The sequence below is a fragment of the Companilactobacillus ginsenosidimutans genome, assembly GCF_001050475.1.
GTDB lineage: Bacteria > Bacillota > Bacilli > Lactobacillales > Lactobacillaceae > Companilactobacillus > Companilactobacillus ginsenosidimutans.
In genome coordinates this window covers 647,829-667,934 of record NZ_CP012034.1, presented here as the reverse complement: position 1 = coordinate 667,934, position 20,106 = coordinate 647,829, and the positions used below count along the sequence as shown (strand labels likewise).

At 36.0% G+C, this 20,106-nt stretch carries 22 protein-coding genes; 20 read left to right on the top strand and 2 right to left on the bottom strand.

What is annotated here, in order from left to right; genetic code table 11:
• The first annotated feature begins 12 nt into the window (after nt 1-12).
• Nucleotides 13-684: a ribulose-phosphate 3-epimerase gene (rpe, locus tag ABM34_RS03430; protein WP_048703409.1), complete on the top strand. Its 672-nt coding sequence runs from the start codon at nt 13-15 to the stop codon at nt 682-684.
• A 1-nt stretch (nt 685) separates the two neighbouring features.
• A complete protein-coding gene (locus tag ABM34_RS03425; RefSeq protein WP_048703407.1) occupies nt 686-1,360 on the top strand; it encodes a thiamine diphosphokinase in 675 nt (224 codons plus the stop codon).
• A gap of 34 nt (nt 1,361-1,394) precedes the next feature.
• Here the strand turns inward: ABM34_RS03425 and rpmB are convergent, their stop codons facing one another.
• A complete protein-coding gene (gene rpmB, locus ABM34_RS03420) occupies nt 1,395-1,580 on the bottom strand; it encodes a 50S ribosomal protein L28 (RefSeq protein ID WP_048703405.1) in 186 nt (61 codons plus the stop codon).
• A 173-nt stretch (nt 1,581-1,753) separates the two neighbouring features.
• Between rpmB and ABM34_RS03415 the strand changes: the two genes are divergently transcribed.
• The 14 genes from ABM34_RS03415 to rplS all read left to right on the top strand — a co-directional run bounded on the left by ABM34_RS03415 (nt 1,754) and on the right by rplS (nt 16,939).
• A complete protein-coding gene (locus ABM34_RS03415; protein ID WP_048703404.1) occupies nt 1,754-2,122 on the top strand; it encodes an Asp23/Gls24 family envelope stress response protein in 369 nt (122 codons plus the stop codon).
• A 24-nt stretch (nt 2,123-2,146) separates the two neighbouring features.
• Nucleotides 2,147-3,841 (top strand): DAK2 domain-containing protein, encoded by a 1,695-nt coding sequence (locus ABM34_RS03410; RefSeq protein ID WP_048703401.1) that lies wholly within the window; start codon nt 2,147-2,149, stop codon nt 3,839-3,841.
• Nucleotides 3,842-3,911: 70 nt separating this feature from the next.
• Nucleotides 3,912-5,951 carry an ATP-dependent DNA helicase RecG gene (gene recG, locus ABM34_RS03405; protein ID WP_048703398.1) on the top strand — a complete coding sequence of 680 codons (2,040 nt, stop codon included), beginning with the start codon at nt 3,912-3,914 and terminating at the stop codon, nt 5,949-5,951.
• Between the two features lie 12 nt (nt 5,952-5,963).
• Nucleotides 5,964-6,968, top strand: a complete 1,005-nt coding sequence (gene plsX, locus ABM34_RS03400) for a phosphate acyltransferase PlsX (RefSeq protein WP_048703395.1) — start codon at nt 5,964-5,966, stop codon at nt 6,966-6,968.
• A 20-nt stretch (nt 6,969-6,988) separates the two neighbouring features.
• Nucleotides 6,989-7,231: an acyl carrier protein gene (gene acpP / locus ABM34_RS03395; RefSeq protein WP_048703393.1), complete on the top strand. Its 243-nt coding sequence runs from the start codon at nt 6,989-6,991 to the stop codon at nt 7,229-7,231.
• Nucleotides 7,232-7,317: 86 nt separating this feature from the next.
• A complete protein-coding gene (gene rnc / locus ABM34_RS03390) occupies nt 7,318-8,007 on the top strand; it encodes a ribonuclease III (protein WP_048703391.1) in 690 nt (229 codons plus the stop codon).
• A 10-nt stretch (nt 8,008-8,017) separates the two neighbouring features.
• The gene (gene smc / locus ABM34_RS03385) at nt 8,018-11,563 is read left to right on the top strand and encodes a chromosome segregation protein SMC (protein ID WP_048703390.1); all 3,546 of its coding nucleotides are present in this window, start codon (nt 8,018-8,020) and stop codon (nt 11,561-11,563) included.
• An 8-nt stretch (nt 11,564-11,571) separates the two neighbouring features.
• A complete protein-coding gene (gene ftsY / locus ABM34_RS03380) occupies nt 11,572-12,999 on the top strand; it encodes a signal recognition particle-docking protein FtsY (RefSeq protein ID WP_048703388.1) in 1,428 nt (475 codons plus the stop codon).
• A gap of 1 nt (nt 13,000) precedes the next feature.
• The gene (gene ylxM / locus ABM34_RS03375) at nt 13,001-13,342 is read left to right on the top strand and encodes a YlxM family DNA-binding protein (protein WP_048703385.1); all 342 of its coding nucleotides are present in this window, start codon (nt 13,001-13,003) and stop codon (nt 13,340-13,342) included.
• A gap of 12 nt (nt 13,343-13,354) precedes the next feature.
• A complete protein-coding gene (gene ffh / locus ABM34_RS03370; RefSeq protein WP_048703382.1) occupies nt 13,355-14,794 on the top strand; it encodes a signal recognition particle protein in 1,440 nt (479 codons plus the stop codon).
• 90 nt (nt 14,795-14,884) lie between these two features.
• On the top strand, nt 14,885-15,157 hold the full coding sequence (gene rpsP, locus ABM34_RS03365; RefSeq protein WP_048703379.1) for a 30S ribosomal protein S16: 273 nt from the start codon (nt 14,885-14,887) through the stop codon (nt 15,155-15,157).
• A 69-nt stretch (nt 15,158-15,226) separates the two neighbouring features.
• Nucleotides 15,227-15,742 carry a ribosome maturation factor RimM gene (gene rimM, locus ABM34_RS03360; RefSeq protein ID WP_048703377.1) on the top strand — a complete coding sequence of 172 codons (516 nt, stop codon included), beginning with the start codon at nt 15,227-15,229 and terminating at the stop codon, nt 15,740-15,742.
• Nucleotides 15,742-16,470: a tRNA (guanosine(37)-N1)-methyltransferase TrmD gene (gene trmD / locus ABM34_RS03355; RefSeq protein ID WP_048703376.1), complete on the top strand. Its 729-nt coding sequence runs from the start codon at nt 15,742-15,744 to the stop codon at nt 16,468-16,470. Before rimM ends, trmD begins: the two co-directional genes overlap by 1 nt.
• Nucleotides 16,471-16,585: 115 nt before the next feature.
• On the top strand, nt 16,586-16,939 hold the full coding sequence (gene rplS / locus ABM34_RS03350; protein ID WP_048703374.1) for a 50S ribosomal protein L19: 354 nt from the start codon (nt 16,586-16,588) through the stop codon (nt 16,937-16,939).
• An 87-nt stretch (nt 16,940-17,026) separates the two neighbouring features.
• On the opposite strand, the gene lexA is transcribed toward rplS, so the two are convergent.
• The gene (gene lexA, locus ABM34_RS03345) at nt 17,027-17,650 is read right to left on the bottom strand and encodes a transcriptional repressor LexA (RefSeq protein WP_048703371.1); all 624 of its coding nucleotides are present in this window, start codon (nt 17,648-17,650) and stop codon (nt 17,027-17,029) included.
• Between the two features lie 88 nt (nt 17,651-17,738).
• Here lexA and ABM34_RS03340 point away from each other — a divergent pair, with 88 nt between their 5' ends.
• The 4 genes from ABM34_RS03340 to purK all read left to right on the top strand — a co-directional run bounded on the left by ABM34_RS03340 (nt 17,739) and on the right by purK (nt 20,101).
• Nucleotides 17,739-17,981, top strand: a complete 243-nt coding sequence (locus tag ABM34_RS03340) for a DUF896 domain-containing protein (RefSeq protein ID WP_048703368.1) — start codon at nt 17,739-17,741, stop codon at nt 17,979-17,981.
• Between the two features lie 60 nt (nt 17,982-18,041).
• Entirely contained in the window at nt 18,042-18,263 is a 222-nt protein-coding gene (locus ABM34_RS03335) for a YneF family protein (RefSeq protein ID WP_048703366.1), read from the top strand.
• Nucleotides 18,264-18,495: 232 nt separating this feature from the next.
• On the top strand, nt 18,496-18,981 hold the full coding sequence (gene purE, locus ABM34_RS03330; protein WP_048703363.1) for a 5-(carboxyamino)imidazole ribonucleotide mutase: 486 nt from the start codon (nt 18,496-18,498) through the stop codon (nt 18,979-18,981).
• Nucleotides 18,974-20,101 (top strand): 5-(carboxyamino)imidazole ribonucleotide synthase, encoded by a 1,128-nt coding sequence (gene purK / locus ABM34_RS03325; protein WP_048703360.1) that lies wholly within the window; start codon nt 18,974-18,976, stop codon nt 20,099-20,101. The genes purE and purK overlap by 8 nt, the downstream gene beginning before the upstream one ends.
• Nucleotides 20,102-20,106 lie beyond the last annotated feature (5 nt).

Here is a 20,106-nt window from a genome sequence, read left to right as displayed (position 1 = left end):
GGAGCGAATAATATGACAAAGAAGATTGCACCATCTATACTATCTGCAGACATTATGAACCTTGAAAGAGATGTTAAAATCGCCGAAAAGGCTGGAGCAGATTTGTTCCACATTGATATCATGGACGGACATTTTGTTCCTAACATGTCATTTAGCCCCAGCGTTGTTGCTGGTATGAGAAGTATTACTGATAAGCCATTGGATGTACACATGATGGTTGATAATCCAGATCAATACATTAAACCAGTTGTTGATGCAGGTGCCGACACAGTATTAATTCATACTGAGAGCACGAATCATATTTATCGTTCAATTGAATTGGTAAAAAGTCTAGGAGCAAAGGCCGGAGTTGTTGTTAATCCTGGTACTCCATTAGAGAATGTAAAATATTTATTCCCAATCATCGATCAAATTTTAGTTATGACTGTTAATCCTGGATTTGGTGGACAGAAATTCATGCCAGGTATGCTCAAAAAGATTGAAAGATTAGATCAATTGCGTCAAACAACTGAAGACGATAATTTTACAATCGAGGTTGATGGTGGAATTAATGATGAGACTATTCAACAATGTTCTGAAGCAGGGGCAGATATCTTTGTTGCCGGCTCATATCTATTTGGTGGAGAAGGAGAGTCTGAATTTTCAGATAAAATCCAAAATCTTAGGAAACTAGCGGAAGATTAGAATGAAGAGAGTAAATATCCTATTAGGAGGCCCTACCAGCGAGTATCCCAACGAATTACTAAACAATGCATCAATTATACCCGGTAAGTGGGTGGGCGCTGACAGAGGTAATTTATACTTAATTTCACATGGCATTATGCCAGAGATTGCAATCGGTGATTTCGATTCAATTAATCAAAAGGAACAAAAGCTTTTAAAAAAGAACATTCCTGATTTTAGAAAGTATCCTCCTGAAAAGGATGATACCGATGCCCAATTAACAATTTTAGCGGCACATGAAAAATTTAATCCTGAACAATATTATGTTTATGGCGCAACAGGTGGTCGGATAGACCATTTCTTAGCAAATTTATATTTGCCATTTGATAGTCGTTTTAAAGATTTCTATGACAAGATGTATTTCAAGTCAGCCACTAACACGATTCGCTTTTTCAGACCTGGTAATTACACTGTTTACCATGAAAGTGGGATGAAGTATGTAGCATTCGTTCATCTTGGTCCAGTGGCCAATTTGAATATTGTAGATGCGAAATATACTTTGAAAAATTTCAATGCCACACATGCGATTAGTTGGGCCTCAAATGAATTTGTAGAGGACACAATAGATTTTAACTTTGAAAGTGGCATTATTGCCGTCATTCAAAGTCGAGATAAGCGAAGCACAAAAAAAGACTAACATTAAAAATGTTAGTCTTTTTTAGATGATTAAATTATACACGAGTAACTTTTCCTGATTTCAAAGCTCTTGCTGAAACCCAAACGCGTTTAGGTTTACCATCAACTAAAATACGAACTTTTTGCAAATTTGGCTTCCAAGAACGTTTTGATTGATTAAGAGCATGTGAACGTTTGTTACCGAACACAGTCTTACGGCCTGTAATAATATCTTTTGCCATGGGACCGACCTCCTTTGGCTACATGTTTTTCTTTAAAATATCACCTAAATAACTTACCATAACGAGAACCTCAAATCAATAGTATAATTAATGTGAACTTATTTCTTTAATTAAAAATCTGGCTATGATAAAATTTTAATGTTTATAGCACGGTCCAGTTAGGAGGATCAATGATGGCAATTACAATTAATACAAAGCATGGTCAAATCGATATTTCGAATAGTACGGTCTCATCGATTGTCGGAGGTGCTGCTTCAGATATCTATGGAATAGTAGGTATGGCAAGCAAGAATCAACTACGTGATGGTATGAATACTATTTTAAACCGAGAAGACTTTTCACGCGGAGTTGTTATTCATCAAGAGGATGATAAGCTTGCCGTTGATGTCTATATAATTGTTGGATATGGTATTAAAATATCAGAAGTTGCAAAGAACTTAAAAGAAAAAGTTAAATATAATTTAGAAACAATGCTTGGAACACCAGCTGGCACTGTGAATGTTTATGTACAAGGAATTAAAGTTTTAGACGATATTAAATAGGAATCGCTGGTTGGAGGAGAAATTTTGACTATAGATACAATTACCAAGAAAGAATTTTCTGACATGATCCGTGTTGCGGCTCATCGACTAGAAAAAAATGCTAAATTTGTTAACTCACTAAATGTTTTCCCTGTTCCTGACGGAGATACAGGTACAAATATGAGCTTAACCGTTCAGAGTGGTTTTAAATCAGTTAATGAATCAGAAGCTGATACTGTTGGTCGACTTGGAAAAGCTTTAGCAAAAGGTTTGTTAATGGGAGCTCGTGGTAACTCAGGTGTTATCACTTCACAATTATTCAGAGGATTCTCAAAAAGTATAGAAGCCAAAGATGATTTGACTGCTGCTGATTTGGCAAAAGCCTTTGATGACGGTGTTAAGACTGCTTATAAAGCAGTTATGAAGCCAGTTGAAGGGACAATTTTAACAGTTGCAAAGTATGGTGCAAATTCTGCAATGGATGCTACTAAATCATCTGAAGATGTTGCAGTCATCATGCAAGCTGCTGTAAAGGGTGCAAAAGTTGGTCTTGCTAAGACACCTTCACTTTTGCCTGTCCTAAAAGAAGTTGGCGTTGTTGATTCTGGTGGACAAGGACTTGTGTTTATTTACGAGGGATTCCTTGAAGCCTTAACTGGTGAAGTTTCATCTGAGAGCGAAGAATATACTCCTGATGAAGGTGAAATGGATGAAATGGTTAATGCCACTCATCATCAATCTGTTCAAGGTCAATTTACTAACGAAGATATTAAAAATGGATATTGTACCGAAATGATGGTTGAACTTGGTCAAAATCCTACATCTGACGAAACTTTTGACAATGACACTATGAGAGACTATTTGGATACAATTGGTGATTCATTAATTGTTGTTTCTGACGATGAAGTTGTTAAGGTTCATGTTCACACCAATTACCCTAGAAAAGTTTGGGAAGAGGGACGTAAGTTCGGATCACTTGTTAAAGTAAAAATTGATAATATGAGAATTCAACACGAAACAATTGTTGATGGTGATGAAACCGCTCCTGCAGCTACTGCGGTTGCAACTAAGAGTAGTGAACCTGTTGACTATGCAGTTATCGCAGTTTCATCAGGTGAAGGATTGTCAGATTTATACAAGAGTTTGGGTGTAACTAATATTATTAGTGGTGGTCAAACAATGAATCCTTCTACTAACGACATTGTTGATGCAATTAATTCTTCAAATGCTAAACGTGCCATCGTGTTGCCAAATAACGGTAATATTGTCATGGCAGCGAAGCAAGCAGCCGGATTAGTTGATATTCCGGTAGCAATTGTTCCTACAAAGACAATTTCTCAAGGTATGACAGCTATGCTTTCGTTCAATCCAGAAGCTGATATTGATGAAAATCAAGAAAACATGGAAGATTCACTTGATACCGTTAAGAGTGGACAAGTAACTCAAGCAATTCGTAACACTTCAATCGACGGTTTAGAAATTACTAAGGGACATTTCATGGGAATAGTTGATGGTAAAATCGAAGTCGATGATAAAGATATTGTTAAAACTACTGAAGAAATGCTTGATAAGATGATTGATGAAGATAGTGAAGTTATCACTATTCTCGTTGGTAAAGATGGTAATGACCAAGATGCTCAAACAATTTCAGATTACTTATCAGATAAGTATGAAGATCTTGAAACGGAAATACATCAAGGTGACCAACCTGTTTACCCATATTTAGTTGCTGTTGAATAATCTTTAAATTAAGCTAAGACTATAGTCTTAGCTTTTTTAGATTAAATCTTGTAATGCTGAGGAGGATAAAATGAAATTACAGGAAATACCAGTATCTGTGCTTCCTGGGGTGGGACCCAAGCGTTTAACTGCCATTGAATCACTAGGTATTAAATCAATTTACGATTTGTTATTTTATTTTCCTTTTCGGTATGAGGACATGGAAGTAAAAAGTCTAGAAGACGCAGTCGATCAAGAGAAAATTTTGTTAAAGGGAATTGTCGCGAGTGACCCAGTTGTGGCGCACTTCGGTTACAAAAAAAACCGTCTAAATGTTCGAATCTTAGTAGAAAATGAGTCAATTATGGTGACGTTTTTCAATCAACCATGGCTTAAAGATAAATTTGAAACTGGTAATGAAGTCGCAGTTTATGGAAAATGGGATCAAAATCGTCGTGCATTGACAGGCATGAAAGTAATTGGCGATAGTCATTCAGAGGGCGCAATTGATTCGGTTTATTCAGTAAATAAAAGTATTCATCAGAAAACCTTGGTTAATTTAATTAAACAAGCATTTGATACTTATCACCAAGACATAGTAAGTGTGATTCCGATAGAAATTAGAACAAAATATCAATTACTGGAAGATGAACAAATAGTAAAAGGGATGCATTTTCCCAAGGACGAGCAAGAGAGTGAAGTTGCACGTAGGAGTGCAAAGTTTCGCGAATTCTTTTTGTTTGAATGCGGTATTCAAAGCGTAAAAGCAAAGGACAGACAAGATAATGATGGATTGGTAGAGGACTATAATCGAGAGTTTGTCCAAGAATTCTTGAATGATCTTCCTTTTGATTTGACGAATGCTCAAACTAAAGTTGTGGACGAAATTTTATCAGATATGTCTTCCAAGCATCACATGAATCGATTGCTACAAGGTGATGTCGGCTCCGGTAAAACAATTGTTGCCGTGATTGCAATGCTAGCATCTGTTACTGCAGGTTTTCAGGCAGCAATTATGGCTCCAACTGAAATATTAGCCCAACAACATTTTGAGAAAATTAGTAATTTGTTGACGCCTTTGAAACTAAGAGTTGGTATTTTAACTGGTTCTCAAACCAAAAAGGAGCACGACACAATTGCTCAAAACATTGCCGATGGCAAGATCAATGTTATTGTTGGGACACATGCTTTAATTCAAGATAGTGTTAATTTTAAAAATTTAGGATTTATTGTTATTGATGAACAACACCGATTTGGAGTTAATCAGCGTAAAGCTTTAAGAGAAAAAGGTCCAAATCCGGATGTGCTCGCAATGACGGCGACTCCAATTCCAAGAACACTGGCTATTACAACTTATGGAGATATGGATGTTTCTCGTATAGATGAACTTCCATCTGGACGAAAACCAATTCAAACATATTGGATACGTAGTCAAAAAGTTGAACAGATGTATCGTTTTGTTAAAAAGCAGCTTGAGGACCATGCACAAGTTTATGTGGTAACTCCATTAATTTCAGAATCTGAAAAAATTGATTTAAAGAATGCTGAATTAATTTTTGATAAGTTCAATGAATTGTTTGCACCCAAATATAAAATTGGACTTTTACACGGTCAAATGCCCAATGATGAAAAAGAATCAGTTATGGATGATTTTAGTGCTCAAAAAATTGATGTCTTGGTTTCCACGACCGTTATTGAAGTTGGAGTGGATGTTCCAAATGCAACTGTCATGGTGATTTATGATGCGAATCGATTCGGTTTATCACAATTACATCAATTGAGAGGGCGTGTTGGTCGTGGAGATAAGCAGTCATATTGTATTTTGATTGCAGATCCTAAAAATGAAATTGCACTTGAACGTATGAAAATACTTACGACGACAACTGATGGATTTGTGTTAGCAGAAGAAGATTTAAAGATGCGTGGCTCTGGTGATTTGTTAGGCAGTAAGCAATCTGGATTACCTGATTTTAAAGTAGGAAATCCGATAGTTGATTTTAATATTCTTGAAACGGCTCAGCAGGAAGCTGAACAATTATTTAAGGATGACGATGCAATCGAAAAACCAGAAAATAAAGTGTTAAAATTGTTTTTAAGTGTTGAATTTGAACAACTAAATAATTTCGATTAGTGAGGAATAAAAATGAAAATAGCTGTAGACGCAATGGGTGGAGACAATGCACCTCAGGTAGTAGTTGAGGGTATTGAAAAGGCTCGTGACGAATGGTCAGACTTAGAGTTTGTCCTTTATGGCGATGAAACTAAGATAAAAGAAGTATTACAGAACAATAAAAACATTACAATTGTTCATACAGATGAAGAAATTCTAGGAACAGATGAACCTGTTAAAGCTATTCGTTCTAAAAAGAATTCCTCAATGGTTCGTGCAGCGAGATCAGTTAAAGATGGGGAAAACGATGCTATGTTCTCACTTGGGAACACTGGAGCACTTCTTGCAGCAGGTATTTTTATTATCGGAAGAATCAAACAAGTTGATCGACCAGCATTAATGCCAACATTACCAGTAACAAATTCACCACTAGGTGTAAATATGCTTGATGTGGGTGCAAATGCTGAGGCAAAAGCAACTTATTTACAGCAGTGGGCTGTGATGGGTTCAATTTATGCTCAAGATGTAAAACAAATTAAAGAACCAAGAATTGGTCTTTTGAACAATGGTAGTGAAGCTGACAAAGGCGATACCTTACATAAAGAAGCTTATGAACTTCTAAAAAATACGGAAGAAATTAACTTTATTGGTAATGTTGAATCAAACGATATCCTTGCTGGTGTGGCTGATGTAATTGTTACAGATGGATTCACTGGAAACGCTGCACTGAAGGCCACGGAAGGAACTGCAAGAATAATTTTGCATGAGTTAAAAAAAGCCTTGATGAATAACGGATTTTTCACTAAAATGGGTGCTGCTATTGTTGCACCTTCGCTAAAAGGCATTAAAGATACGTTTGACACCTCACGTGCAGGTGGAGCTGTGTTATTAGGATTGAAATCTCCAGTTGTTAAAGCGCATGGTGCTGCAGATGTTGATACAATTTTTTACACAGTCAAGCAAATTTATGATATGTTACTAAACGATACAGTAAACAAAGCAAATACATATTTTGAAAAAATGCAAAGCGACAAATAGTCGTATATAGGAGTAAGCATATGTCTGAACAAGAAATTTTTGATAAAATTACAGCTCTTTTGGCTGATAAATTTGAAGTAGAACAAAGCTCATTAACTAGAGGAACATCATTCACTAAAGATCTTGACGGTGACTCAATTGATTATGTGGAATTTGTACTTGAACTTGAAGAAGAGTTTGGTGCAGAAATCCCTGATGAGGATGCTGAAAAAATTGCAACCGTCGGTGATGCAGTAGACTATATCAAAAATAATCAAAAATAAGACCAAATGGTCTTATTTTTTTTACTTATGCAATTATTCAGCGTAAAAATTTAGTATAATGAGAAGTATTTGAAGGGAGTCGAACTATGTTAGATCCTAAATTTTTTGATTTATTAAAAGAAGATTACGGTATTTCGTTTAACGATAAGAAATTGGTTGAGCGTGCAATGACACATTCATCTTATGATAATGAACACCGAGACCTTAACATTGGAGACTACGAACGTTTAGAGTTTTTAGGGGATGCTGTACTGGAAATTAATATTTCAGAGTATCTTTTCACACATTTTCCAGAATTACCTGAGGGGAAATTGACGCGTTTGAGGTCAGACATTGTTAGAACAGATAGTTTTGCTCGATTTGCAAAGCAAATTCACATCGACAAGTATTTACAAATTGGCCGAGGTGAAGAAAAACAAGGTGCTCGTCAAAGACATACATTGCTTGAAGATATTTTTGAGGCTTTCAACGGTGCTCTTTATCTTGATCAAGGTAATGAAGTAGTTGAACAATTCTTAACACAAGTTGTTTATCCACATATTGCTTCTGGTGAATTTTCTGAAGACACAGATTTCAAGACACATCTTCAAGAGAAACTGCAACAGGCTGGAGAAGTCGATATTAATTATCAGGTGATAGATGAAGAAGGACCTGACCATGACAAAAAATTTGAAATTGAACTCGTTGTAAATAAGAAGGTTCTATCAAAAGGCTATGGTTATAGTAAAAAACACGCGGAACAAATGGCTGCAAAACGTGCACTAGAAGAGTTATAGGAGTTAATTTATGCCATTAAAATCATTGACGATCAACGGGTTTAAGTCATTTGCTGACAAAACCAAGATCGATTTTACTTCCGGAATAACCGGAATTGTTGGACCTAACGGTAGTGGAAAATCAAATATTACAGAAGCTATCCGCTGGGTCATGGGGGAACAATCAGCACGCAGTTTGCGTGGTGACAAAATGGTTGACGTAATATTCGCCGGTAGTGATACTCGGCCACAAATGAATCGTGCTGAGGTTACTTTACAATTTGATAATTCAAATCACGAATTAAAGTCACAACAAGAAAACGTTACTATTAAAAGAAAGCTATTCCGAAATGGGGATAGTGAATTTTCGATTAACAATAAAAATTGTCGTCTAAAAGATATCAATGAAATTTTTATGGATTCAGGAATGGGAAAACAGTCATTTTCAATTATTTCTCAGGGTAGAGTTGAAGAAATCTTTAATAGCAAGCCAGTCGAACGTAGAAGTATTATTGAAGAATCTGCTGGTGTCTCGTTGTTCAAACAAAAGAAACAACAGGCTGAGAACAAGCTTGAGGAAACAACTGATAACTTACATCGAGTTTCGGATATTGTTTCAGAATTATCTCAACGGGTTGAACCTTTGAAGAAACAAGCTAGTATTGCACGTGATTATCAGGAACAAAAGGGTAAATATGATGCTTTGTATCAACAAATCCTTGCTCTTGAAATTAAGGATTTGGCCGATCAAAAGTCTGGAATTCAAAAAGAAATTGATGAGGTCAAAGCCAGCCTTAAAAATATTGATAATCAAGTTAAACAATCAAATCTTCAAGTTAATCGAAATCGTGAAGACGTTAATCGAATAGTATCTAGCATTGATACAAAACAAGATCAGTTAGTATCAACAACCAGAGAATTAGAAAAATTGAATGGACAGATTGCTGTTTCGGATGAGCGAAATGGATTTAATGCATCAAGTAAGAATTCCATCAGCGAAAGAATCTCCAATTTATCAACTGATAATCAAGAAAAGAAATCTGATTTGGAAGATAGACAAAAAAAACTCTCTGATTATCGGTCACAGATTAATTTGCTTTCAAAGCAAATTTCTGAAATTAAACAAATCCAAGATAAAACTCCAGAAGAATTAAATAAGAGTATTTCGGATGCAAGGGATAATTATGTAAATTCACTTCAAGAGCAAGTCTCCAATTCTAATGAACAAAAATTTTCTAATAAGCAATTGACCAGAATTGCCTCACAATCAGCTGACCAAGAAAAACGTTTGGCTGAGGTAGTCCGCTATTTGAATAATTCAAATGTCAAAATTACTCAAGTACGAGAGGAAATAAAAAAGTTAGATAATGAAAATGAGGATTTGGTTAGTAAAAGTCAAAAGCTCGAACATTCCATGCAAAAGATTACCGAAGAAGGTCAAAGTGAGAATTCGGTTTATCTGAAGCTGTTGGAAAATGTTCAAGAAACTAAGGCAAGAAAAAATGTTCTGGAAAATATGGAACACGAACATGCCGGATTTTACGATGGTGCAAAGAACGTTTTGAATAACAGTACAGAAATTGGCGGTATCGTTGGTGCCATTGCTGAATTAATCGAGGTTCCGCAGCAATATCAAGTTGCTATTGAAACTATAGCTGGGAATCAACTTCAATCCATTGTTACTAAAAATGAGGAATCCGCAAAAAAAGGTATTAATTATTTACGTACAAATCGAGGGGGACGTGCGACTTTTCTGCCTCTAAGTATTATCAAGCCAAGAAATATTTATTCCACAGATTTAGACAAAGTAAAAAATGTTGATGGCTATATTGGGATAGCTGCTGATTTAATTAATTTCAAATCAGAAGTTAGTAATGTTATAAAAAGTATTTTAGGCAATGTTATCGTCGCTAGAGATATTAATGCCGCCACCAGGGCATCCGCCGCGGTTGGTAGAAAATATCGAGTTGTAACTATTGATGGTAACGTCGTAAATGCTGGTGGATCTATGACTGGTGGTCAACAACGTAGATTCAATAGTAGCATTTTAACGCGTAAAGAAGAGTTAGATAGTTTAACTGAAAAGCTTTCAAAGCAAGAACACGATATTGATGAGAAACAAAGAAGCGTTCAAAGGTTACGTGAACAACTAATTCAATTGCGTAAAGAAAATGAATCAATTAGTGATGAGTTGAAGAAATATACGGAATCAAAGAACCAACTTGAGAATCAGCTTTCTAGCCATAAAAATGAACAAAAGCATTTGCAAGAGCAACAGGAAGCATTGCAATACAACCAGAAACGTACTCAATCAGAACGTACAGATATCGAAAATGAATTGCAAAATCAAGTTGAAGCTTCAAAAACACTTAAACAGTCAATTGCTGATTTGCAAGTAGATATTGAACACAAACAAAAAGTACTTAATGACTTTGATTCTGAACAAGAAAAAACCAATAAACAGATGCAAGAGTTACAGACTCAACTTGTAGTTGTCAAAAGTAACTTTAAAAATGAATCAGATCAGATTAAACGACTAAAATCTGAAATAAGCGAAAACAATGAACAATCTGAAAGTTTACAATCTCAATTGGAAGCATTGAATTCAGAACGACAAAAGCTTGATACAAACAATTCGGCAATTAAGGAGCGAGTCCAGTCATTAGACAAACAGATTCAAACCATTAAGTTGGATTTGCAAAAGCTCCAAACTGAGAGAAAAACCAAGTATGATGAATCAGAACGACTGAATCAGGAAGCACAAAGAAATTTCGATTTGCAAAAATCAGCTTCTGATCAACAAGAGAATTTGGCTATTAAGTCCACGAAGCTTTCAAATGATATGAACGGCAGACTTGATGTATTATCAGAGCAGTACCAAATAACTTATGAGGCAGCGATTGCTGAAATAAAAGAAGACAATATTGACACTAAACAGCTTAAACATGATGCACATCTTTTGAAGATGGGTATTAAAGAGCTTGGAAATGTTAATATTTCCGCAATTGACGAATACGATGCAGTCAAAGATAGGTATGAGTTCTTAACTTCACAACAAGATGATTTGGTTAAAGCTAGGAAGCAATTGCTTGATACAATGTCTGAGATGGATAATGAAGTTATTACCAGATTCAAAAAAACATTTGATGATGTGGCAGCGGCATTTGAGGTTATTTTCCCAGAAATGTTTGCTGGTGGTCGTGCTAAACTAGTACTAACTGAGCCAAACGATATGTTGGCGACGGGAATCGAGATTATTGCACAGCCACCCGGGAAGAAATTCCAACGTTTAAGCTTATTATCTGGTGGTGAAAAGGCATTAACGGCAATCACATTACTTTTTGCAATTATTAAAGTTAATCCAGTGCCATTTTGTATTCTTGATGAAGTTGAAGCTTCGTTAGATGATGCAAATGTTTATCGTTTTGCTAATTATTTAAATCGTTATGATGACAATACTGAATTTATCGTAATAACCCACCGTAAGGGGACGATGATGAATGTTAATCGGCTATACGGGGTTACAATGGAAGAATCTGGTGTATCCAGGGTTCTAACTGTTGAGATAAAGGAATAGGAGTAAACATGGGACTTTTTGATAGGATTAAAAAAGCCTTTTCTGGCAATGATAAAGAAGATGAGAAGAAACAAAATGAAGAAGTGAATGAGGAACAAACTGATCAACAGTCCAGTGATCAAGTTAGTCCAGATGATACTTCTGTGGTTGAAGAAAAGCCACAAGCAACTTCAAAGTCTGAAGATGATAAAGACGAGGACGCTAATGCAAAAAAATCCGAATCTGAAATTTCTTCAGAATCGAATGAAGAAACTGAATCAGATTCAAGTGTAGAAAAGTCTAACGACTCAACAAAGCTTGAGGAGGAATCAACTGATTCAGAAGTTTCAACTTCGGATTCATCATCAACCGAATCTGTAGAAGATAAGTCTACTGAAACACAACCTGAAGAAACCGAAACAAATGTTTTAGAAGAAAATGATACGCAAACAACTGAAGATGCCACTGATGGATCTGTACAAGAATCTGAAACTAATTCAGATGAAAAAGATGATGTCAAAGAATATGACGAAGGATTGAAAAAAAGCCGTACATCTTTTAGTGCTCGTTTCAACAAATTCCTAGCTAACTTCAGAAGTGTCGATGAAGAGTTCTTTGATGACCTTGAAGAGCTACTCATTGAATCTGATGTTGGATACGAAACTGCGATGAGAATTTCGGATGAACTTCGTGAAGAAGTGAAACTGAAGAACGTAAAGAAGCGTGCTGATGTTTCTGATGTCATTGTCGAAAAATTAGTTGATATGTATGATGAAGAAGGTAAAGAAGAAGATAACACTTTACACTTCAGTCAAGATAAGAATCCTACAGTGTTCTTATTTGTCGGGGTTAACGGTGCCGGAAAGACAACTACCATCGGAAAATTGGCTCATAGGTTCCAGTCTCAAGGTAAGAAAGTTCTATTAGCTGCGGGTGATACATTTAGAGCTGGAGCGATTGAACAACTTCAGGTTTGGGGAAAAAGAGTCAATGTTCCTGTTGAGGCCAAAGCTGCTCAAACAGATCCGGCGTCAGTTGTTTATGATGCTGTTCAACGTGCAATTAATGAGGACTTTGATATACTGTTGGTTGACACTGCCGGACGTCTCCAGAATAAGCAAAACTTGATGCGTGAACTTGAAAAAATCAAACGTGTCATTACTAAAGAGTTGCCAGATGCACCGCAGGAGGTCTTACTGGTACTAGATGGTTCAACCGGTCAAAACGCATTAAGCCAGGCTAAACAATTTAATGAGACTACCAACGTTACTGGAATTGTTTTAACTAAGTTAGATGGAAGTTCCCAAGGTGGGATTGTACTGCCAATTCGAAATGAATTGCATTTACCAGTTAAATTAGTAGGATTAGGCGAGCAAATGGACGATCTGCGTGATTTTGACGCTGAGAAATTCATTTATGGATTGTTTAAGGACTTGATTGTCGATTCAGGTGAATAAAATGGATATGAAAAAGACGAATGAGATAAATTTGTTGTACAATTTTTACCATACGTTACTTACGAGTAAACAAGACAAATATATGAACTTATATTATGTTGAAGATTTTTCATTAGGTGAAATTGCCGAACAGTTGCATGTCTCAAGACAAGCCGTGTTAGACAATATTCACCGGTCCGTTTCTTCGTTGGAAAGATTTGAGAAAGAACTTAATTTAATTGATAAAACTCAAGAAATTGATGATATTGCAAATGAATTAAGTAATCTAGTATCAAATAAATATTCGAATGACAAAGAATTACTTGCTTTAGTCACTCGTATTTCAAAAATAAATGAGATGTAATAGGAGTTAAATATGGCTTTTGAAGGTTTAAGCGAAAGACTTAATAAAGTTTTTTCTTCTTTAAGAGGAAAGGGTAAATTATCTGAAGACGACGTCCGTACTGTGATGCGCGAAGTTAGAATGGCTTTGTTAGAAGCTGATGTTAACTTTGATGTTGTTAAAGACTTTATTAAACAAGTTAGAGAGCGTTCATTAGGCGCTGAAGTTATGGATAGCTTAACTCCATCACAACAAGTCGTAAAAATTGTTGATGATGAGTTAACTAAACTCATGGGAACTGAAGCTGTTCCGTTAAATAAAGCTCCCCATATTCCAACAATCATCATGATGGTTGGTCTCCAAGGTGCTGGTAAAACTACTACAGCTGGTAAACTTGCAAAATATTTAATGGCTAATGATAAAGCTCGTCCATTATTTATTGCAGGGGATGTTTATCGTCCAGCTGCAATTGAACAATTGAAGACTGTTGCTGAACAAGTCGGTGCACCTGTGTATGAAGAAGGTACTGACAAGAACCCAGTTGATATTGTTCGAAATGGATTGGCTAAGGCTGCTGAAAATAAAAATGATTATGTAATTATTGATACTGCCGGACGTTTGGAAATCGATGAGAAATTGATGGACGAATTAAAGCAAATCAAAGAATTAGCGCAACCAAATGAAATTTTATTTGTTGCTGATTCAATGACAGGTCAAGTTGCAGCCAAAGTTGCTGCTGGTTTTGATGAGCAACTCGATATCACCGGTGTTGTACTTACAAAACTTGATGGTGACACTCGTGGTGGTGCAGCGCTATCAATTCGTGCTGTAACTGGAAAACCAATCAAGTTTATTGGTCAAGGAGAAAAACTTGACCAACTAGACGTTTTCCATCCTGATAGAATGGCGAATAGAATTCTTGGTATGGGTGATATGCTTACCTTGATTGAAAAAACTCAAAAAGAGTATGATCAGAAGCAAGCAGAAGACATGGCTGAAAAAATTAAGGCGAATAGCTTTGATTTTAACGACTTTATTGATCAAATGGATCAAATTCAAAAAATGGGTCCACTCGATGAAATTATGAAAATGATTCCAGGTATGGCAAATAACCCAGCCTTGGCAAATGTTAATATTGATGAAAAAGATATTTCTCACCTGAAGGCCATTGTTTATTCGATGACTCCGAAGGAACGAGAAGATCCAAAACTTCTAAACCCTTCTAGAAGACGTAGAATTGCTGCTGGATCAGGTCGTTCTGTTCAAGAAGTTAACCGTATGATTAAGCAATTCAAACAGTCTCAAGATATGATGAAACAAATGAGTAAGGGTAACATGAACGGTATGGATCAACTTATGGGGAATGGTGTCCAAGGGCGTCTCGGTAAGATGGCAATGCACTCCATGGTACGTAAGCAGAAGAAAAATAAGAAGAAACGTTTAAAGAAAATTAAGCGATTCAAGAGTAATTAAAAAAAACGGATGGGTGTAAAGTTTTTTCCTTTACATGCTATCTATTTTTGTGTATACTAACAAAGTTAAGAAATTTCAGGAGGACATACAATGTCAGTTAAAATTAGAATGAAACGTATGGGTAGTAAATTAAGACCTTTCTATAGAATCGTTGTTGCAGATTCACGTGCTCCACGTGATGGCCGCTTCATCGAACAAGTTGGTTACTACAACCCAATCTCACAACCAGAAGAACTTAAGTTAGATGATGACAAGATCATGGACTGGTTACAAAAAGGTGCACAACCTTCAGATACAGTACATAACTTACTTAAGAAACATGGTTTGATGCAAAAGTATCATGAAAGCAAGTATACAAAATAATTAAGACGATTAGGATCAGATAAAACTTGCTTTTATCATGGTCCTATTTTCTTTTAAATGGAGAATTAAATGTCAGATAAACTATTTCGTGTTGGCAAAATAGTCAATACTCATGGTATCAAGGGTGAAGTAAGAGTTATTTCTATCACTGATTTTCCTGAGGAACGATTTAAATCTGGTTCCAAATTGATTATGAAATCAAAAGCTGGAAACAAAGAATTTACTATTGAGTCGTCTCGTAAGCATAAGAATTTTATTCTATTGAAATTCAAAGGATTCGATAATATTAATGACGTTGAACAATACAAAGGTAACGAGTTGTTTACTTCTAATGAAATAAAGCCTGAGTTGGCTGAAGGTGAATTTTTATATAGTCAGATTGTTGGCTTGCCGGTTGTTGATGAAAAGCTAGGCGAAATTGGTAAGGTGACAGAGATTATGGAATTGGGTCCTAACGACGTTTGGGTGGTTAAAGGTCCAAAGTATGATGAAGTACTTATTCCGTATATCGAAGATGTAGTAAAAAAAGTCGATATTGATAACAAAGTTATCAATGTTGATCTTCCGGATGGATTGATAGACTAATGGATATTTCAATATTAAGTATATTTCCAAGAATGTTTGATGCTTTGAATGAATCTGTAATTGGCAAAGCTCAAGAAAAAGGGTTGCTCAATTTACAAGTAATTGATTTCCGTGACTTTACAACTAATAAGCAGCATCATGTTGACGATACCCCTTATGGTGGTGGAGCGGGGATGCTTTTACAAGCTCAACCAATTTATGATGCGATGAGTTATTTGGAAACGGAGAATCCTGGTAAAAAAAGGGTCGTTCTTTTAGATCCTGCAGGTAAAACATTTGATACAAAAATGGCCCAATCATTTGCAAAAGAAGAGCAGTTAGTATTCATTTGCGGACACTACGAGGGCTTTGACGAGCGTATTAAAGATTTAGTTACTGATGAGGTGTCGATTGGGGACTACATTCTCACAGGTGGAGAATTACCTACAATGAGTATGATTGACGCTACGATGCGATTTGTTCCCGGTGTTCTCGGTAATAATTTTTCAGCAGAGGAAGAGTCGTTCTCGCATGGATTACTTGAATATCCACAATATACCCGTCCAGCCGATTTTCGTGGTAAAGAAGTACCAGAGGTATTAACAAGTGGTAATCATGAAAAAATTAGAATTTGGCGTTTAAAAGAGTCGTTGAGAAAAACTTTAATAAGACGTCCTGATTTGCTCGAAACTATTGATCTGACAAAGGAAGAAGAGAAGTTACTTCGTGAAATTCGTTCAGAAATGTAGTTTACAAGTAATCACAAATAATGTAGTATATTAGAAGTGTTTAAACACAATTAACGATATTCCGCTGTGTATTAGATAAAGATATGTATGAGTGTCGGATAGGGAGAAAAAATTAATGAAGCCATTAATTCAAGCAATTACAAAAGAACAATTACGTTCTGACATTCCAGAATTCCGCGCTGGTGACACAGTTCGTGTCCATGCTAAGGTTGTTGAAGGAACTCGTGAACGTATTCAGTTATTCGAAGGTGTCGTAATCAAGAAACACGGTACAGGTATCAGCGAAACTTATACAGTTCGTAAGATGTCAAGTGGTGTTGGTGTTGAAAGAACATTCCCACTTAACACACCTCGTGTTGATAAAGTCGATGTTGTTAGATATGGTCGTGTACGTCGTAGTAAACTATACTTTCTTCGTGATCGTACAGGTAAAGCTGCACGTATTAAAGAACGTCGTCGTGACATCTAGTCATGACAATTTAAAAGACTTGCATACGCAAGTCTTTTTTTTGTGTCCAATTGTCAAAAAAAATCACACCAGATGGTGTGATAACGTTTAGAATATTTGAGGTCTATAAAGACCAACGACTTTACCGACGATTTCAACATTTTCTAAGATAATAGGATCCATGGTATCATTTTCCGGTTGAAGTCTATAGTGCCCATTCTCTGCGTAAAATCTCTTACATGTGGCTTCAATGTCTTCAGTCATTGCAATGACGATTTCACCATTGTTTGCGGTATTTTGTTCATGGACAATAACTTGATCACCATCTAGGATACCAACGTTGATCATACTTTCGCCATGAATTTTGAGCATGAATAATTCACCAGAATCACGTGATAAGTCAGGTGGGATAGGGAAAGTACCTTCAAAATCCTGTTCTGCGGAAATTGGTTGTCCAGCTGCAACTGTACCAATAATAGGAATCTCTTTTGATTTTATACCTATTAAATTAAGCCCTGAAATTGTCAATTCAAGTGCACGTGGTTTAGTTGGATCTCTTTGAATATATCCTTTTTTCTCTAAGCGAGATAAATGACCGTGGACAGTAGAAGTTGAAGAAAGATCAACTGCTTCACAAATTTCACGAACCGTTGGCGGATAACCATGTTCGTCTAAGTAGTCGTGGATGCACTCAAGTATTTGAGTTTGTTTTGATCCTTCGTTTTTTGACATTAGAACACCTCATTGTTAATATCTTAAATAGATTGTATCAAAGTAAAAGGTATAATTCAAACAAGTGTTCGGTTATGGGGTGACAAATATGACAAAGAATGAAACTTTAGTTGAAAAGCTAAATGATTTAGCTCATAAAGCCAAAGATAGAACAATTACCAAAGAAGAAGAAGAGGAGCAACGTGCCCTTCGTAAAGAGTATTTGGAAAACTTTAGAGCAGGTTTCAAATCCCAAATTGAAATGATGAGAGTATTCGATAAAGAGGGAAAAGAAGTTACACCTGAAAAAGTTCGTAAAATTCAAAGAGAAAAGGGTCTAAGAGACGATTAGACTTTAAATTAGACGTAAATTTATGTAGTATTAGATAAGTATGGAAAGGGTGAGAAGAATATGTGGCCAATAGTTATCGCTGCGATCATCGGTGTGTTAGCCGGAGTCGTAATCGGATTTTTCGTTGCCAGATGGTATATGAAAAAGTATTTTCAAGACAATCCGCCAATCAGTGCTGATATGATCAAACAAATGATGGCACAAATGGGACAAAAGCCTTCACAGAAGAAACTTAACCAAGTTATGGCATCAATGAAAGCACAACAAAAGAAAGAAAAATAATTAATAACTTATTTTATATCCCGATACGAATTTATCGTATCGGGATTTTTTTATATTCATGATAAAATAACAGTAAAATACGAACAATTATTATATTATTTTTTTTATATGAATTTATAAGTCAAAATAAACGAACAATAATAAAAAAATAAACAATAATATACGTCAATTTCTTGATAATGAAAATTAATCTTGTTACACTTTATATATGCTTAAAGGAAGAAGATGGCTTATGACAGATGTAGCAGTAATTATGGGTTCAATTTCAGACTTATCGACTATGCAAAACACAATTGATGTTTTGAAAGAACTCAACGTTAAATATTCCGTACATGTTATCTCAGCACACAGGATGCCTCAAGAAATGATTGATTTTGGTACGAATGCTGAAAATGCCGGATACAAAGTTATTATTGCGGGTGCCGGCGGTGCCGCACACTTACCTGGTATGGTTGCTGCAACAACGAACATACCGGTTATTGGTGTGCCTGTAGAATCCCATGCACTTAAAGGTATGGACTCTCTATTATCAATCGTTCAAATGCCGGGTGGAGTTCCAGTTGCAACCATGGCAATAGGCAAGGCTGGAGCAACCAATGCTGCATTAATGGCCACAAAGATATGTGCTTTAAATAATTCTTCGTATTTAGAATCTCTGAAGCAATATAAGGAAACGATGCGAAATAATTCATTAGAAAGTGGGAAACAATTTGGATAAAATTCATTTTCCAGGGGAGACAATTGGAATTATCGGCGGTGGCCAATTGGGACAAATGATGGCTCAGTCTGCCAAAGAGAAAGGATTCAAAGTCATAGTTCTAGATCCAACTTCAAATAGTCCAGCGGGACAAGTTTCTGATGAACAAATAATTGCTGATTATGGTGACTTGGGAGCAATTTTGAAATTAGCTAAAGATTGCGATCTGATCACTTATGAATTCGAAAATGTTGATGCAGAGACTATTGGAAAAGCCAAATATTACTGTGACATACCACAGGGTACGAAAGCTTTGATTGTTACACAGAATAGAATTAGGGAAAAAACGTTTTTAGCTGAAAATGATTTTCCTGTTGCCAATCATGCAATTGTTCATTCTGTAAAAGACCTTGAAACAGCAATTGATAAAGTTGGCTACCCGTCCATTTTGAAAACAGTTGAAGGTGGGTACGATGGCAAAGGTCAAATGATTCTTAACAGCAATTCTTTTGATGAAGATGATGCTGAAGAATTGCTGTCGTATGGCCCATGTATTTTAGAAGAAAAAATTGATTTGTGGAAGGAAGTATCGGTTGTAATTTCCGCAAATGTTAACGGTGAACATTCAGTGTTCCCTGTCATTGAAAATGAACATCGCGATAATATTCTTCATACAAGTAGTTGTCCCGCAGATATTCGACCTGAAACAGATGCGGAATGTATTTCTATAGCAAGAAAAATTGCCAGTGACTTGGAACTTGTCGGTACGATGTGCATTGAATTCTTTATTTCAAAAGACCACCAAGTTTTCGTTAATGAAATTGCTCCGCGTCCTCATAATTCAGGACATTTAACAATAGAGGCATGTAATGTTTCTCAATTTGATACTCATATCCTTGGTATTTGTGGATGGCCAATGCCACAAGTGGTTCAATTCAAGCCGGCAATCATGGTCAATTTATTGGGCCAACATTTGGGAAATGCAAAAAAACAAATTATTACTCATTCAGAATGGTATTTCCATGATTATGGTAAGGAAGAAGCACTCTTTAATCGGAAGATGGGACATATTACAATCCTGTCAGACGACGTTAAATATGCAAAACAACAAATTAAAGAAAATTCCCTTTGGGACATATAGGAGAA